The 15,977-nt window shown below is 61.8% G+C and carries 12 protein-coding genes; 5 read left to right on the top strand and 7 right to left on the bottom strand.

Features of this window, described 5'->3' with window-relative positions; genetic code table 11:
• Window positions 1–110: 110 nt before the first annotated feature.
• Window positions 111–4,796 carry a dermonecrotic toxin domain-containing protein gene (locus tag ACF8FB_RS06580; protein WP_392509448.1) on the top strand — a complete coding sequence of 1,562 codons (4,686 nt, stop codon included), beginning with the start codon at window positions 111–113 and terminating at the stop codon, window positions 4,794–4,796.
• Window positions 4,797–4,835: 39 nt separating this feature from the next.
• Here ACF8FB_RS06580 and ACF8FB_RS06575 read toward each other — a convergent pair whose 3' ends face one another.
• The 4 genes from ACF8FB_RS06575 to gpmI form a co-directional block, all read right to left on the bottom strand.
• Window positions 4,836–5,603, bottom strand: a complete 768-nt coding sequence (locus tag ACF8FB_RS06575; protein WP_392509447.1) for a divergent polysaccharide deacetylase family protein — start codon at window positions 5,601–5,603, stop codon at window positions 4,836–4,838.
• An 8-nt stretch (window positions 5,604–5,611) separates the two neighbouring features.
• The gene (locus ACF8FB_RS06570; RefSeq protein WP_004576741.1) at window positions 5,612–6,928 is read right to left on the bottom strand and encodes a S41 family peptidase; all 1,317 of its coding nucleotides are present in this window, start codon (window positions 6,926–6,928) and stop codon (window positions 5,612–5,614) included.
• A 78-nt stretch (window positions 6,929–7,006) separates the two neighbouring features.
• The gene (locus tag ACF8FB_RS06565; protein ID WP_014592693.1) at window positions 7,007–8,323 is read right to left on the bottom strand and encodes a murein hydrolase activator EnvC; all 1,317 of its coding nucleotides are present in this window, start codon (window positions 8,321–8,323) and stop codon (window positions 7,007–7,009) included.
• 140 nt (window positions 8,324–8,463) lie between these two features.
• A complete protein-coding gene (gene gpmI / locus ACF8FB_RS06560) occupies window positions 8,464–9,999 on the bottom strand; it encodes a 2,3-bisphosphoglycerate-independent phosphoglycerate mutase (RefSeq protein WP_010955606.1) in 1,536 nt (511 codons plus the stop codon).
• Between the two features lie 207 nt (window positions 10,000–10,206).
• On the opposite strand from gpmI, the gene ACF8FB_RS06555 reads away from it, so the two are divergent.
• From ACF8FB_RS06555 to secB, 3 genes are read left to right on the top strand one after another with little or no spacing between them, the layout of a single operon-like run.
• Entirely contained in the window at window positions 10,207–10,620 is a 414-nt protein-coding gene (locus ACF8FB_RS06555; RefSeq protein WP_010955605.1) for a rhodanese-like domain-containing protein, read from the top strand.
• A gap of 1 nt (window position 10,621) precedes the next feature.
• Complete coding sequence (grxC, locus tag ACF8FB_RS06550; RefSeq protein WP_003249204.1) at window positions 10,622–10,876, top strand: glutaredoxin 3; 255 nt, start codon at window positions 10,622–10,624, stop codon at window positions 10,874–10,876.
• 39 nt (window positions 10,877–10,915) lie between these two features.
• Window positions 10,916–11,401, top strand: coding sequence for a protein-export chaperone SecB (secB, locus tag ACF8FB_RS06545; protein ID WP_003249206.1), 486 nt, complete (start codon window positions 10,916–10,918; stop codon window positions 11,399–11,401).
• 155 nt (window positions 11,402–11,556) lie between these two features.
• Here secB and trmL read toward each other — a convergent pair whose 3' ends face one another.
• Complete coding sequence (trmL, locus tag ACF8FB_RS06540; protein ID WP_392509446.1) at window positions 11,557–12,018, bottom strand: tRNA (uridine(34)/cytosine(34)/5-carboxymethylaminomethyluridine(34)-2'-O)-methyltransferase TrmL; 462 nt, start codon at window positions 12,016–12,018, stop codon at window positions 11,557–11,559.
• Here trmL and ACF8FB_RS06535 point away from each other — a divergent pair.
• Window positions 12,017–12,454 (top strand): hypothetical protein, encoded by a 438-nt coding sequence (locus tag ACF8FB_RS06535; RefSeq protein ID WP_010955603.1) that lies wholly within the window; start codon window positions 12,017–12,019, stop codon window positions 12,452–12,454. The genes trmL and ACF8FB_RS06535 overlap by 2 nt on opposite strands.
• An 850-nt stretch (window positions 12,455–13,304) precedes the next feature.
• On the opposite strand, the gene ntrC is transcribed toward ACF8FB_RS06535, so the two are convergent.
• A complete protein-coding gene (gene ntrC, locus ACF8FB_RS06530) occupies window positions 13,305–14,741 on the bottom strand; it encodes a nitrogen regulation protein NR(I) (protein WP_010955601.1) in 1,437 nt (478 codons plus the stop codon).
• Window positions 14,738–15,823, bottom strand: a complete 1,086-nt coding sequence (gene glnL / locus ACF8FB_RS06525; protein WP_010955600.1) for a nitrogen regulation protein NR(II) — start codon at window positions 15,821–15,823, stop codon at window positions 14,738–14,740. The genes ntrC and glnL overlap by 4 nt, the downstream gene beginning before the upstream one ends.
• Window positions 15,824–15,977 lie beyond the last annotated feature (154 nt).

Below are 15,977 nucleotides of genomic sequence, written 5' to 3'. Positions count from 1 at the left end.
GCAGGCCGCCGCACTGCCAGGTGTCGCGGCTTGCCAGCAGCAATATGTAGCACCTGTTTCGATACCATTTCCAGGACGCTTTGTGGTTCATTCCACAACGAGTCCTGGTCATGCCCGCCACTCACGCGCACAACCTCAATCACGCAGTCGCCGCCCAGTTCGCCAGCCGTCCTACATTCCGGCAGGTCGCAGGTGAACAGATCATGAAGGTGATCCTGAAGCACTATCCTCTGGTTGGCGTGCATCGCCCTGAAATGACCTCGGCTGCACCGCTGTACCTGATGTCCATGCAGCCGGATGGTGTCTGGCACCCTCAGCCGCTGGTGGATGTTGTGCTGCAGGCCCTGCTTGAGGCTAAACCACTGGACCTCACCCCAGCGGGTGACTACCGCCTTAGCCTGAACCCGCCCCGGCGCTTTTTCGCCATCGAGTCGAGCTTCGAAACTGCTGAGGGCGATTTGATCGAACCCGCGCGCCTGACCGATGGCCTCAACGCGTTGCTGCCGATGCTGCTTTGGCACTTCCAGCAAGCGCAGATCGACTATTGGAACGGCGACGCCACGATCGACCGGGACCTGTGGTTGCAGCAGTTGTTGCGCGCCAACCTGCTCGACGGCCTGAAGGACGAAGCGCTGGACGACGAACAACGCAAGCTGCTGCGTGACCTGATGATGGGCAACCGTACCGGGCTCGATGTGCAGCTGGTGCGGGTAGCGTTACGTGAGGGCGAAGACACGTTCCATGAGCTGTTGCCCGGTTTGCTGATTACCGCCTCCAGTGAAGTTCGCGAACTGACACTCTGGTGTTCTCCCGAAGGCCTGGTCCGCAGTTTCGACGCCCAGGGTGCATTCGGCTCGGCGTTGCAAATGCAGATGGCGGGACGTTACCGGTTTGATGAGTTGAACTGGCAAGGCCTGACTGTGGAGGGCGACGCTTTCGCCCTGTACAGCGCCTTGTTGCTGGAAATCTTGCTCGAGCGCGTGGCCCGCCTGCGCTGGAGTGCGATCGACAGCGTCGACCAACTGGAGCATTACTGCCATGTGGCCTGCGACCCCGCGTCCTTTTTTGCCGAGTTCAGTGACTATGGCTCCGGTGGGCTGGGCTTGGCGCTTCCCAAGGGCCTGTCGCGAGCCGATACGGATAGCCAGACCGCCTACCTACAAGCCATGCTCGACTTGTCGCTACTGCAACAGCGCACCCCAGCCCAGGGCATTCAGGACGGTCTGCCGGACTTGCACACCTATGCGGCGACGCGCCTGCGCGAGGAGATGCTGCATGACCACCCGGTGGACGCCAATTACTTTCCTGATGACCTTATCCTCACTGTCGAGAGCTTTGTCAGTGACGGTCACGGGCTGGGCTTCGGCCAGAAGACCGGCGACAAGAAGCTGACTTTGACGCAGTTGGCGATCGGCCGCCTGGATGCCACCGCAGGAGGGGTGGTGACACACATCGCGCACCGTGAAAACCAGCTGATCATGAAGTGGATGACCATTGATTACGTCCGTGAGCTGGTACAGCGAGTCGACATCGGCGGCAGTTATCCACGTCATGTACAGTCGATGATCGATCGCTCGGCGAGCCGGGCCGAACACATCTCGGCATTTGCCATACGCTGGCGTATCACCCTGATGTTCGATGCTGCGCGGGCGCGTGCCGTCAAACGGCTCGACAAGTTCGCCTACGGCGCCCTGGCAGAATTCTGCCGTAGCGGCCAAGAAGGTGCAGCCGCTGTGCGGATTGCACCGCTTGCGTTCAAACGCTCGCCGACATCAGAGAGGGTCGACGTGGCGCATGGTTTCTACGTGATCGAAATCATCGAGTTGGGTGTTCATCTGTTGTACTGCCCGCTGTACACCGAAAAGGCGCTGATTCAGTTCGGCAGCGCTCAGGCACTGTTGGATGCGATCAGCCGCCCGGGGGCGTTGCAGGACAGTGTGCTGCTGTGGATCGAGCAAGCTCAGCGCGCGGTCTACGATAATGGCGGCTTCCGGGAGCCGCACCTGCCCCAATGGCTGCTCGACCCTTACACCCTCCCGGAGAAACCGCAGCCTGTTCAGTTGGCGCTGCAATTCTGGGCGCGGGACGTGGATCGGCAGATGTTCGAAGCCAAGGGCCGGATGTTGCTGGAGCTGGCGGATCGCAGCGCCGTGAGCAACAGCGAGGTGCGCTGGCGGCTGGTCACGGCATTTTCCTGGGAACTGCTGAATGTTGTGTTTCCGGTGTTACCGGGGCCGCTAACCTCGGTTGCCTGGCTCTATATCGGCATGCGCAGCTTGATCAACGATGTGCATGGCCTGGCCAGTTCACATTTCGACGAGCGCATCCAGGCGATGGTCGATGTGCTGAACAACACCTTGCTGGCGCTGATACACCTGCAGACGCCGAAACTGGCAGCCCCGCCCGTCTCTGGCGACCTGCCGCCATCGCTGCTCCAGGGGCCAGCTGCAGGCGATGGGATCGAGCTGGCGAACCTTTCCACCGCGACGCGGGAGCCCAGCGTCTCGGTCGACAGCCTGCAGGCGATGGCCAACACCCACCTCGATTTTTCCTGGCGTGGGGCTGGGGGGCTCAACGGCCTGTCGAGTGCCCAGCGCGGCCAAATGCGGGCGTTGGCGGCCAGCGTTTCGCTGGAGGGGCGTGAACCGCAGACGCAGGGCGTGGCTGCGGGGCTGGTGCGGATTGGGGATGATTTCTACGTGTCTTTGGTCGGTAATGTCTACCGAGTCAGCCTTGATAACGCAGCGTTTCGCATCATCGGTCCGGACGGCACGGTTGGGCCCTACCTGATGCGCGACGGCGATGTCTGGCACCTCAATAATTCGCGCTTGCACGGTGGCAATGATCGCTCCGGCGAGTTGGCCCGCGAGCGACTGCGCAAGAAGCTTAGCGGGCCGATCGCCAAGGCTCAGGCCGAGATAGAGCGGCTTATCCTAACCGCGGAGGATGCCACGAAGGATTTCAACGCGTTGAGCGAGCAGATTGTCGGTTTGCGTGATCCGGTAAGAAAAGTCGAGGAACGGTTGCAAAAGGCGCCACCCACCGAGCCGGGCGAACGTGCGCAATTCGAGCAGGCTACCGAGTTGTTCAAGCTCAAGTTCCAGCAGTTGCAAGAGCAGACGAGTAAGTTGCGCAACCAGCGCCTGCCCTTGAACGAGAGATTGTTCCTTGATTATCTCGAGGCCGAACGCAACATTACCTACGTGCTTGACAAGTCGAGCGCATCGACGCACGTCGGCAGCGTGAGAGATCAACGGATACTCTTGGGCCAGGTCCGCAAGAACCTGATCAGCTTTGGCATGTTCTTCATCGATGAGCTCCTGGCCTTGGGTGGGTTCAGGGAATACGACCAACTTACCAATGCGCTCAATGACGCACCGCCAGAGAAACAGGCCGAGTTGTATGCCAGGTTCCGGACGATGTTGGAGAAGTTGCTTGAAGAGCAGCCCAGGATCATCAATGTCTCCAGCCAGCTGGATCGCCTGTTGGCCATCACCGATATCGACATGCAAGTGCCTTACATCAATACCACGCTGACCGTCTCGAGCATTATCGCGAGCCGCAAGACGACCACGATCAACATCCGGTTTTTCCAGGCCATGGGTCTGGTCGAGCTAGCCCTGCAGTGGCACAAAGGCACGCCTACCCAGCACTACATGATCTTCCGCCATGCGCTCGCCAGTCAGCGTCTGCGGGTGGCCGCACAAACGCATCATCTGCTGATGTTCTGTGACTTGCCTGTCGCCGAACGAATCGAGGTGCTGCAAAGTGCGTGGGACGAATACCTCGCGGCGATTCTCAACGCCGAACGGATCAAGACACTCGGCAGCAAGCTCATCGATGTCCAGCGCCTTGAGGCCTACAAGCAACAGATGGTGGAACTGAAAACCATAGCCGGTGAGGCGTTGGTCGAGGCCATGCGCGAGCAGGCGGACGGGCAGGTTCGTGGCACACGTCGTGCGGTCTATTCACGAAAGAGCCTGCAGGTGGCCCATACGCGGGCTGGTCAGATTGTCATTGGCAGCGAAGCGGTGGTCGACGGGCAGGCTGTGCTGCAAGTTGTAGCGGCTTTCAACAAGAGCGCGCTGCATCGCTTCCAGAAGCAGGGAAACACCTGGGTTGAAGAGGTAGCCGCGGGCGAACCGGAACAGCCATCGCGGACTTCTACGCCGGAGTCCGAAAGGAACAACCGGGAGCTGGCCGAGGCCATGCTGGCACAGAACGAAAATGTCATCGCTCAAGCCAGAGCCCTGGTTGCCAAGGATGCTGACGACATGGGCCTGATGTCGATGCTGGACGGCCAGATCAACGAAGTGGCCGAGCTACGTGAACAGCTCAGCGATGCCGACGCCGAGCACGCGCTGCTGGCGGGCATGGACGATGCGTTGATTCAGTTGCGTCAGGCCCGCCGCGACTGTTTGGTAGCGCTTTACAGCAAGACGCGCTATCCAGGTGCCAGAGGGCTGAATTTTCTCCATCAGCAGGGTTTGCTCGCCGTGGAATATGTCGGGCCTCGGCAGGTGGTTTCCGATGGCTATCTGGACGAGTACCGGATCAGCCTGTTGCGTGCACCCGGTGAGGGTCGAGGTAAACCCTTGTGGGCCGCACATTTCCATTTTGCCGACTCGCAGGCGGCGCCGACGGCGTTTGGCAAAGGCCATCTCAAGCTGTGGAGCCAGCGCAAGATGGGGTATCGCGAGCAAATGAAGGCGGCGAGCGAGGGGCAGGTACTGAGCATTTATCGGGGTAACCTGACCTACGCACAGGCCAAGGATGTCATTCCGTTCAACCTCTGAACCTTCGCCCGGGTGGCCCAGCGCCGCGATCAGCGAATGTTAGCGGTTGCTGTAACGGCCATGCTTGCCGTGTGCAGGCATGGCCTGGTTGCCACGTGTGGCGATCATCTGTGGCAGCGTGACCAGTTCGACCCCCAATTGCTTGAGCCGTGGAATTTGACTTTCCAGTACCGCTAGCGTCTGCGGGTAGGGGTGGCCGATCAATACGGCCGAGCCTTGCTTGCGGGCCAGTGCAATACCCTGTTGCAGCTGAGCGTCGATGGCTTCCGGCGTGCGCACGTCATCCAGAAATACATCCCGTGACACATGCGCGACATCGTGTGCTTGAGCCTCGGCTGCGGCGACCGTGGCGGCACTGGTGCGGCTGTCGACAAAGAACAGATGGCGCCGCTGCAGCTCACCCATCAACCACGCCATGGGTTCACGCTGTGCGGTCATGCGGCTGCCCATGTGGTTGTTGATGCCGGCGGCGTAGGGCACCTTGACCAATGCTGCGTCCAGGCGCCGCGCCAGCTCTTCGATGGCGATGCCCGGGTGCCAGGCATAGGGTCCGGTGGCCGGGTCCATGGGCATGTGCAGGATCACCGTCTTGCCGGCCTTGTGCGCCTGGCGGGCAAAGTCGGTGGCATGCGGGGTGTCGGGCATGATCGCCATGGTCACCGGCCCGGGCAGGGCCAGGGTACGGCTGTCACGCTCGGGGCTCTGGCCCAGGTCGTCGATGATGATGCTCATGTAGGCCTTGTTGGCCGGCGCCGCTTGCGCGATTCCGGCCATCAGGCAAAACAACAGACACAGCAGATAACGCATAGGGTGGATCAGTCGCCCTTGGTGATGTTCAGGCCCTTGAGCAGGCTCAGTGCCTGGCTCAGCTGGAAGTCGTCATCCTGCGGGCGCTCCTTGCGCTTGCTGCTGCCGGTCGGGCGGTCGGCGCCGCCGTTGCCGTTGCCCAGGTGGCCCTGCAGGTCGGCTTCCTTGAAGTTTTCGGTGTCGGCTTCGGCGGTGAGCTTGGCCGGGCGCACCTCGATGTCCGGGACAATGCCCTGAGCCTGGATCGAGCGGCCGTTGGGGGTGTAGTACAGCGCAGTGGTGAGCTTCAGGGCGCGGTCGTTGGCCAGTGGCAGCACGGTCTGCACCGAGCCTTTGCCGAAGCTGTCGGTGCCCATCAGCACGGCACGCTTCTGGTCCTGCAGGGCGCCGGCGACAATTTCCGATGCCGATGCACTGCCACCGTTGATCAGTACCACCAGCGGCACGCCTGCGCTGGCATCGGCCGGGTCGGCCGAGAAACGCAGCTCGGAGTTGGCGATGCGGCCTTTGGTGTAGACGATCAGGCCTTTGGTCAGGAAGTGGTCGGCCACTTCCACTGCCGATTGCAGCACGCCGCCTGGGTTGTTGCGCAGGTCCAGCACCACCCCGCGCAGCTTCTTGCCGTTGTCCTTGCGCAGCTTGGCCAGGGCCTTGCCCACTTCGTCACCGGTCTTGACCTGGAACTGGGTGATACGGATGTAGCCGTAGTCGTTCTCCAGTAGCTGGCTCTTCACGCTCTTGACCTGAATGACTGCACGGGTCAGGTTCACGTCGAACGGGTTGCCGCCGTCGCGCACCAAGGTCAGGGTGATTTTCTCGCCGACCTTGCCGCGCATCTTGTCGACGGCTTCGGTCATGGTCTGGCCGCGGGTCGGGGCGCCGTTGATCTTGACGATCAGGTCACCAGCCTGCACGCCGGCACGCGAGGCTGGGGTGTCGTCGATTGGCGAAACTACCTTGATGAAGCCGTCTTCCTGGCCTACTTCAATGCCCAGCCCGCCGAACTCGCCGCTGGTGCTTTCCTGCAGCTCCTGGAAGTCCTCGGGGCCGAGGTAGGCCGAATGCGGGTCAAGGTTGCTAAGCATGCCCTTGATGGCGTTTTCCAGCAGGGTCTTGTCGTCTACCGGTTCGACGTAGGCAGCTTTGATGCGGTCCAGGACCTCGGCAAAGGTGCGCAGTTCTTCCAGCGGCAGTGGCGCCTTGGCGGTCACCTCGGTGGCTGGCACTGCAGCGGCCTTGGCCGGCTCTGCGGCGGTGGCCAGGGGCGCGCCGACCGCCAGGGCGATGGACAGGGCCAGCTGGGTGAGACGAGGCGAGTGCAGCATGTCGAACGAACTCCTGATCCTGTAAGCGCTCCCTGGGGAGCATCGGCGCAGCACTCAGGCTGCGCCGTAGAAATTTGACTAGCCCCGGCACCACTGCGAAGGGTCGGTAGGCCGGCCCTGCTGGCGGATAGCGAAATACAAGCCTGCCGCGTCCTGACCACCGCTGTCGCCAACGGTGGAAATGGCTTCACCGGCCTTGACGATATCACCGGCATTCTTGAGCAGGCTCTGGTTGTGGCCGTACAGGCTCAGGTAACCGTTGCCATGGTCGAGAATGACCAGAAGCCCGGCACCGCGCAACCAGTCCGCGAATACCACACGCCCGCCGTGCACGGCACGTACCTGGGTGCCTGGGTTGGCGCTGATCATAACCCCGTCCCACTTGGCACGGGCGTCGCTACCGCGGGCATCACCGAAACGTGCCAGCAATCGACCATTGACTGGCCATGGAAGTTTGCCCCGCGCAGCAGAAAATGCGCCGCCGTAGTTGGCGCCATCGCTGGAAACCATCGGCCCGAGGGTGGTACGGGCCTTTTTCGGAGGTTCCACTGGCTCTGCAGGCTCACGGGCCCGGTCGCGGGCAGCGGCGGCGGCCAGCGCTTCCTGCTGGCGGCGTTTTTCCGCTTCCTGCTGCGCCAGCAGGGCCTTCTTGCGTGCCTCTTCAGCTTCACGGGCCTGGCGGGCGAGGGTTTCCTCGATGGTCTTCAAGACCTTGGCCAGGTCGGCCTGGTCCTGTTCGCGCGCTTGCAGCTTCTGATCGCGGTCCTTCACATCGCTGTTGAGCTTTGCCAGTACCTGCTGGCGCTTGGCGCGCTCGGTTTCCAGGGCCTGGCGGCGGCTGTCGAGGTCGGTGCGCTGGGCCAGCAGTTGTTGTTGCTGGCTGGAAATTTCCTGTTCGACGTTGGCCAGTTGGCGCAAGGTCTCGTTGAAGGTGCGCAATTGCTCCAGGCGCGCCTTGCTCAGGTAGTCGTAATAGGTGAGGGTGCGGGCGAATTTCTCGGGGTTCTGCTGGTTGAGCAGCAGCTTGAGGTATTCCTCGCGACCATTGTTCTGGTAGGCCGAACGGGCCTGAATGGCGATCAGTCGTTGTTGTTCAACGCGGGCGCTCTGGAGTTTTTTTTTCTCGGTATCAAGGCGCTCCAGCTCGCCTTCAGTCTTTTTTAGTTCTTGCTGCAGGGCCTCCACCTGCTTTTCGAGGTTGCCGATGTCGGTTTCGGTGGCTTTGAGGTCTTTTTGCACACCGGCCTTTTCTTCCTGGAGCTTGCTCAGCGTTTTCTTGAGCTCGGCAATGTCCTGGCGGGTGGCATCCAGTTGCTGCTGGGTCTGCGCACGCTCATCGGCGAAGGCCGGGCTGAGCAGGCAAGACAGGGCTAGGAGGATCAGGGCGCGAAGCATGGGGTTTGGCGTACCAAGGATGGAGACTGGCCTAGTATGCCCGCCTGGGCAGGCAAAAAAAACGCCTCGCTGCGGATGCAGGGGGGCGTTTGTCTGGAATTCATGTGCAATTGGGGCTGCAACGCAGCCCCTTTCGACATTCAGGCGTCGACCAGAATCGAGGTACCGGTCATTTCCACCGGCTTTTCCAGCCCCAGCAGCTTCAGCATGGTTGGCGCCACGTCGGCCAGCACGCCGCCCTCGCGCACTTTCACGTTGCGCTTGCCCACGTAGATGAACGGTACCGGCTCGGTCGTGTGCGCGGTGTGCGCCTGGCCGGTGCACTCGTCTTCCATCTGCTCGACGTTGCCGTGGTCAGCGGTGATCAGCGCTTCGCCGCCGACCTTGTCCAGTGCGTCGACAATGCGCCCTACACAGGTATCCAGTGCTTCGACGGCCTTGACCGCTGCCTCGAACACGCCGGTGTGGCCGACCATGTCGCCGTTGGCGTAGTTGACCACGATGACGTCGAAGCGCTGCTGTTCGATGGCTTCGACGATGCGATCGGTCACCTCTGGTGCGCTCATTTCCGGTTGCAGGTCATAGGTGGCGACCTTCGGCGACGGGATCAGGATGCGTTCTTCGCCTTCGAACGGCTCTTCGCGGCCACCCGAGAAGAAGAAGGTGACGTGGGCGTATTTCTCGGTTTCGGCGATGCGCAGCTGGGTCTTGCCGTTTTTTGCAAGGTATTCGCCCAGCACGTTGTTCAGGCTGGACGGAGCGAAGGCTGCTGGTGCCGGGATCTTCGCCGAATACTGGGTCAGGCCGATGTACGCCGCCATCTTCGGCAGGCGCGCACGGGCGAATTCCGTGAAGTCTGGCTCTACGAATGCACGCGACAGCTCGCGAGCACGGTCGGCGCGGAAGTTCATGAAAATCACGGCATCGCCATCTTCGACCTTGACGGCTTCGCCAATGCGCGTGGCCTTGACGAATTCGTCGCTTTCGTCGCGGGCGTAGGCTGCTTCAAGGCCTGCCAGGGCTGTGTCAGCGGTGTACTCGGCAGCGCTGTCGACGATGAGGTTGTAGGCAGCGCTGACGCGGTCCCAGCGGTTATCGCGGTCCATGGCGTAGTAGCGGCCGATCAGGCTGGCGATACGGCCCTTGCCCAGTTTGGCGAAGGTGGCGTCGAGCAGTTCGATGGACGACTGCGCGCTGCGTGGCGGGGTGTCGCGGCCATCGAGGAAGGCGTGCAGGTAGATCTTTTCGGCGCCACGCTGGGCGGCCAGTTCGGCCATGGCCACCAAGTGGTCCTGGTGGCTGTGTACACCACCATCGGACAGCAGGCCCAGGATGTGCACGGCCTTGCCAGCACCGACTGCCTTGTCCACAGCACCGGTCAGTACCGGGTTTTCGAAGAACTCGCCGTCGCGGATGGCCTTGGTCACCCGCGTGAAGTCCTGATACACGACGCGACCTGCGCCGAGGTTCATATGACCGACTTCGGAGTTGCCCATCTGCCCGTCCGGCAGGCCGACATCCATGCCCGAGCCGGAAATGAGGCCATGCGGCTGGGTGGCGCACAGGCGGTCATAGACCGGTTTATTGGCGGCAAAGATGGCGTTGTGTTCGGGGATATCGCTATGGCCGAAGCCATCCAGGATAATCAGGACCAGGGGTTTGGGCGTGCTCGTCATCAATCAAACTCACGGTTGTTCAAAGATGATAAAGACACGCATTTTAGGGCAAATACGCCACCTGCGGCGAATATTCGTCCCATTCCACCGACCGGCGCACCTGTGGTGGCAACATGAAGGTGGTTTTGTGGCCGGCCCCTCGGGCTTTGGTGGCACCAAGGGGCTGTGTATACTGGCCGGCATTTTCAATCGCCTGGAACACCGCTGATGGTTGCTCACCTGATTCAATTCGCGACAGATCACTACATCCTGGTTGCGATCTTCCTCATTCTGCTGGTCCTGCTGCTCATCAATGAAATCCGTCGTGGTGGCCAAAGCCTGACCAACGGCCAACTGACAGCCCTGGTCAATGCCGAGAAGGCCCTGGTGATCGACATTCGCCCGGCCAAGGAATACTCCGCCGGTCATATCGTCGGTGCGGTGAACATCCCGCAGGACAAGCTGGCCAACCGCATGACCGAGCTGGGCAAGCATAAAGAAAAGACCTTGATCGTCGTCGACGCGATGGGCCAGCAGTCCGGCACCATTTGCCGCGAGCTGCTCAAAGCTGGTTACAACGCCGCCAAACTGAGCGGTGGCGTTTCCAGCTGGAAAGCCGATAACCTGCCCCTGGTGAAGTGATATGAAGCCTGTCATCGTCTACTCCAGCGACTACTGCCCCTACTGCATGCGCGCCAAGTACCTGCTCGAGAGCAAGGGCGTGGCCTTCGAGGAAATCAAGGTCGACGGCAAGCCGCAGGTTCGCGCCGAGATGAGTCAGAAAGCCGGCCGCACGTCGGTGCCGCAGATCTGGATCGGCAGCACCCATGTCGGTGGATGCGATGACCTCTATGCCCTGGAGCGCGCGGGCAAGCTCGACGCGTTGCTGGCGGCCTGATTTGCACTGCATTCAAAAACATTAGGATAAGGATCTGACATGACTGACCAACAGACCAACGGCGCTGCTGCAGAAGACAACAGCCCTCAGTTCTCCCTGCAACGCATCTATGTGCGTGACCTGTCGTTCGAGGCCCCGAAAAGCCCGCAGATCTTCCGTCAGACCTGGGAACCGAGCGTTGCCCTGGACCTGAACACCAAGCAGAAATCCTTGGAAGGTGACTTCCACGAGGTCGTGCTGACCCTGTCGGTTACCGTCAAGAACGGTGACGAAGTGGCCTTCATTGCTGAAGTGCAGCAGGCCGGTATCTTCCTGATCGCCAACCTCGATGCGCCTTCGATGAGCCACACCCTGGGTGCGTTCTGCCCGAACATCCTGTTCCCTTATGCCCGTGAGGCCCTGGACAGCCTGGTGACCCGCGGTTCGTTCCCGGCGCTGATGCTGTCGCCGGTCAACTTCGACGCCCTGTACGCGCAAGAAATGCAGCGTATGCAGGAAGCGGGTGAAGCGCCTACTGTGCAGTAATTACTGCCGGTTTCAAGAAAGCGCCTCTCGGGGCGCTTTTTTGTTGCCGGCGCGGGCCTCTTCGCGGGTAAACCCGCTCCTACAGGGGATTGAGCCGTTCCCTCGGCCTGCGTAGGAGCGGGTTTACCCGCGAAGAGGCCCGCACAGGCAACCCATCAGCTCCCGGCAAACCCGTTCTGCCGCCACGCCTCATACACCGTCACCGCCACGGTATTGGACAGGTTCAGGCTACGGCACCCCGGCCGCATCGGCAGGCGCAGGCGATGCTCGGCCGGCAGGCTATCCAGCACCTCGGCCGGCAACCCGCGGCTCTCTGGCCCGAACAGGAAGGCGTCGCCCGGCTGGAAGGCCACTTCGTGGAACGGGTGCGAGCCCTTGGTGGTAAAGGCGAACAACCGTGGGTTGCCAAGGCTTTCCAGGCATCCGGCCAGGCTATCGTGGCGCTTGAGCGTGGCATACTCGTGGTAGTCCAGCCCTGCGCGGCGCAGGCGCTTGTCATCCAGTTCGAAGCTGATGGGTTCGATCAGGTGCAGGGCACAGCCGCTGTTGGCGCATAGACGAATGATGTTGCCGGTATTCGGCGGAATTTCTGGTTGAAAAAGGATGACGTGAAACATGCACGGCTCCAAACGTGAAGATGACGGGCATTCTACCCCTGAACCGGACGTGCGTTCGAAGGCCTTCCCACGGGTGATGCTGTCGTTGGCGATCGTCGGCTTGATGGTAGGGCTGATGATCGGTCGCCTGACTACGCCGGACGAGCGTGAACTGCAGCAGGTGCAAGTGATGCAGGATGGCCTGGAGCTGTGGTTCAACGAAGAGCCCAAGCTGCATGGCGAGAACGTGGAAGGGACGGTGGCGTTGCTGTTCCAGGCCCAGGGCAAGGCTCAGCAAGGGCAGCTCAGCCTGCAGGGCAAGCCGGTGAGCTGGCGGGTACAGCACAGCAAGGAAGGTTTGTTGCTGACGGTGGTGGCCGCGCGCCCCCTGCACGGCGAATGGGCCGGTGCAGAGGACGCTGGGCGCTGGCGGGTGCAAGTGAAACTGCACGAATAAAAGAGGGGATATCCCGGCCTGCCTGTACCAGGGTCCCCAAAAGGGGTACTGCGTATAAAGGGGGGATGCCCGGCCTGCCTGTACCGAGGTCCCCAAAAGCGGCGGTGCTGCAAATAAAAGAGGGGTTCACCCGGCCTGCCTGTACCAGGGCCCCCGAAACTGGAGATGTGTTGCTTATTGCAGGGGGCGTGCCAGTTTTGCAAAAGCCGTGAATACTGGGCTTTGCGGGTGATTTGGCCGGATTTTGAGGGGATTTGTGCCTTTCAGAGGTGCAGCGGGCACAGGAACGGTGCATTCAGAAGGCTGAAATGACTGGGGCCGCTTTGCGCCCCATCGCGACACAAGGCCGCTCCTACAGGATCGTGGTAGGAGCGGGTTTACCCGCGAATACGGTGGTGGTGGCAACGCTGAACGGCAGGTGGAGATTGGCCAGCAGGCCCGGCCTCTTCGCGGGTGAACCCGCTCCTACGACGACCGCGATGTGTGTCCACCGCATCAGCCTTGGGGGCAGAGGTGATCCTGTGGGAGCAACTGTCTTGCTCAATTTCTAAAAGCTGGCGCGATCCCTGTGGGAGCGGGCATGCCCGCGAACACCGGCAAGGCCGGTGCCCTGCAACGCGGTGGCTGCTTCGCGGGCTCGCCCGCTCCCACAGACCGCGCAAGTACCGAGCGTTGAGCAACTGCGCCACCACCGCCCGCCGCTGCCGTTCGCCAAGCGCAATCTGGACCAGGACGCGACCTTTGGGAGCAACTGTCTTGCTCAATTTCTAAAAGCTGGCGCTGTGGGAGCGGCCTTGTGTCGCGATGGGCTGCAAAGCAGCCCCAGCAATCTAAAAAGCTAATTCAGAGCTCAGTGGTCATCACCTTCCTCATCATCCCCCCCGGCCACATTCATCCCCAGCTCCTTGATCTTGCGCGTCAGGGTATTGCGCCCCCAACCCAGCAACAGCGCAGCATCGCGACGGCGGCCGGCGGTGTGCTTGAGTGCCGTCTCGATCATGATCCGTTCAAAGCTCGGCACTGCGCTGTCCAGCAGGCTGGTCTGCCCGCGCGCCAAGGCCTGGTCGGCCCACTGGCGCAGGGCCTGCTCCCAGTTGGTTACCGGCGCGGCATCGTGTGGCAGGTTCAGCAGTTCTGGTGGCAGGTCGCCGATCAGCACTTCGCGGCTGGAGGCCATCACGGTGATCCAGCGGCAGGTGTTCTCCATCTGTCGCACATTGCCCGGCCATGGCAGGTTGCGGATGAACTCTTCAGTCTCCGGCTTGAGGATCTTCGGCTCGACTGCCAGCTCCTGGGCCGCCCGGGCAAGGAAGTGGCGGGCGAGGGCGGGGATATCCTCGCGGCGGTCGGCCAGGCGCGGAATATGGATACGGATCACGTTCAGGCGGTGGAACAAGTCCTCACGGAACTTGCCGGCCTGCACCAGTGACTCCAGGTTCTGGTGGGTGGCGGCGATGATGCGCACGTCGACCTTGACCGGCACATGGCCGCCCACGCGGTAGAACTCGCCATCGGCCAGCACACGCAGCAGGCGGGTCTGGGTGTCGGCAGGCATGTCCCCGATTTCGTCGAGAAACAGCGTGCCACCATCGGCCTGCTCGAAACGGCCGCGACGCAAGTTGGCAGCACCTGTGAAGGCGCCTTTCTCATGGCCGAACAGCTCCGACTCCATCAAGTCCTTGGGGATGGCGGCCATGTTCAGGGCAATGAACGGGGATGCTGCGCGTGGGCTGTGCCGGTGCAGGGCGTGGGCCACCAGTTCTTTGCCGGTGCCGGACTCGCCGTTGATCAGCACGGTGATGTTGGAGTGGCTGAGGCGGCCGATGGCGCGGAACACCTCCTGCATCGCCGGGGCTTCACCAATGATTTCCGGGGTGCGCGCCAGGTTCTGTGGCACATCCAGGCCTTGCTGCTCCTGGGCGTGCTGGTTGGCGCGCTTGACCAGCGATACCGCTTCGTCGACGTCGAATGGCTTGGGCAGGTACTCGAAGGCACCGCCTTGGTACGAGGCCACGGCGCTGTCCAGGTCGGAGTGGGCGGTCATGATGATGACCGGCAGGCGCGGGTGCTGCTCGCGGATCTGCGCCAGCAGGTCGAGGCCGCTGGTGCCAGGCATGCGAATGTCGGAAATGATCACGTCGGGTTGCTGACGTGCCAGGCGCCCCATGACACCGTCTGCGCTGTCGAAGCTCTGGGTGGTCATGCCTTCCTGTTGCAGGGCTTTTTCCAGGACCCAGCGGATGGAGCGATCATCGTCGACGATCCATACGGTTTCACTTCGGCTCATGAGGCGGTGGCTCCTTGTTCCAGAGGCAGGTAAATCGAGAAGGCGGTATGGCCAGCGTGGCTTTCACACTCGATCAGGCCCTGGTGCTGGCTGATGATGTTCTGGGTAATGGCCAGGCCCAGCCCGGTACCGTCCGGGCGGCCACTGACCATGGGATAGAAGAGGGTTTCCTGCAGTTCCGGCGGGATGCCCGGGCCGTTGTCGATGATCTCTACCCGCGCTACCAGGCGGTGACGCACGTGGCCGATGGTGAACTGGCGCAGGGCGCGGCTGCGCAAGGTGATGCGACCCAGGCGCAGTTCATTCTGCGAGCTGATCGCCTGCATGGCGTTGCGCACGATGTTGAGTACGGCCTGAATCATCTGTTCTCGGTCGATCAGCACGTCCGGCAGGCTTGGGTCGTAATCGCGCACCAAAGTGATGCACCCCTGGCTTTCGGCATCGACCAGGCTGCACACCCGCTCCAGCACTTCGTGAATATTGGTCATGGCCAGCGACGGCAGCTTGTTCGAGCCGAGCATGCGGTCGACCAGGTTACGCAAGCGGTCGGCCTCCTCGATGATCACATTGGTGTAGTCGCGCAGCCCTTCCTCGGGCAGTTCGCGGGCCAGTAGCTGGGCCGCTCCGCGGATGCCGCCAAGGGGGTTCTTGATTTCGTGGGCCAGGCCGCGCACCAGCATCTTGGTGGTTTCCTGCTTGCTCAGTTGGGCCTCTTCCTTGGTGATGCGCAGCAACCGGTCACGCGGGTGCACCTCGAGCAACAGCAGGGTCTGGCCTTGATGCAGTATCGGCGTTACCGCGTAGTCGACGGTGATGGTCTGCCCGGTCAGCGATGTAAGCTGCGCTTCACGCTTGGTGAACGGGTGCGCCTGCTCGACCGCCTGGCGCAGCGAACTGAGCGCCTCGGTCGATTCGGTGAACAGCTCGCTGATGAACTGCCCATGGCTGCGCTGGCCACTGACGGCCAGCAGCATTTCTGCGGCCGGGTTCATGTACTCCAGGCGCAGCTCGGCGTTGAGCAGCAACGTGGCGGTGGTCAGGTTGTCCAGAAGCAGACGGTGCTGTGCATCGCTGATGGTCATAAGGCGTCGTTGACCTCGTTTGGCGCTTGCCTGGCACTGCTTTGGTCAGGGCCGGACGCGGGGTGGATCCACTGATGCGAGACTCTGAATAAGAAAATGCAAGAAACAAACCAAAGCTCCGAAAAGAAGCGGGATTTACCGATAAAGGCCTGAA

The organism is Pseudomonas sp. yb_2 (assembly GCF_043103905.1).
Classification (GTDB): Bacteria; Pseudomonadota; Gammaproteobacteria; order Pseudomonadales; family Pseudomonadaceae; genus Aquipseudomonas; species Aquipseudomonas alloputida.
Note: the sequence above shows the minus strand (reverse complement) of the source record. Positions and strands in the feature narration are given on the sequence as shown.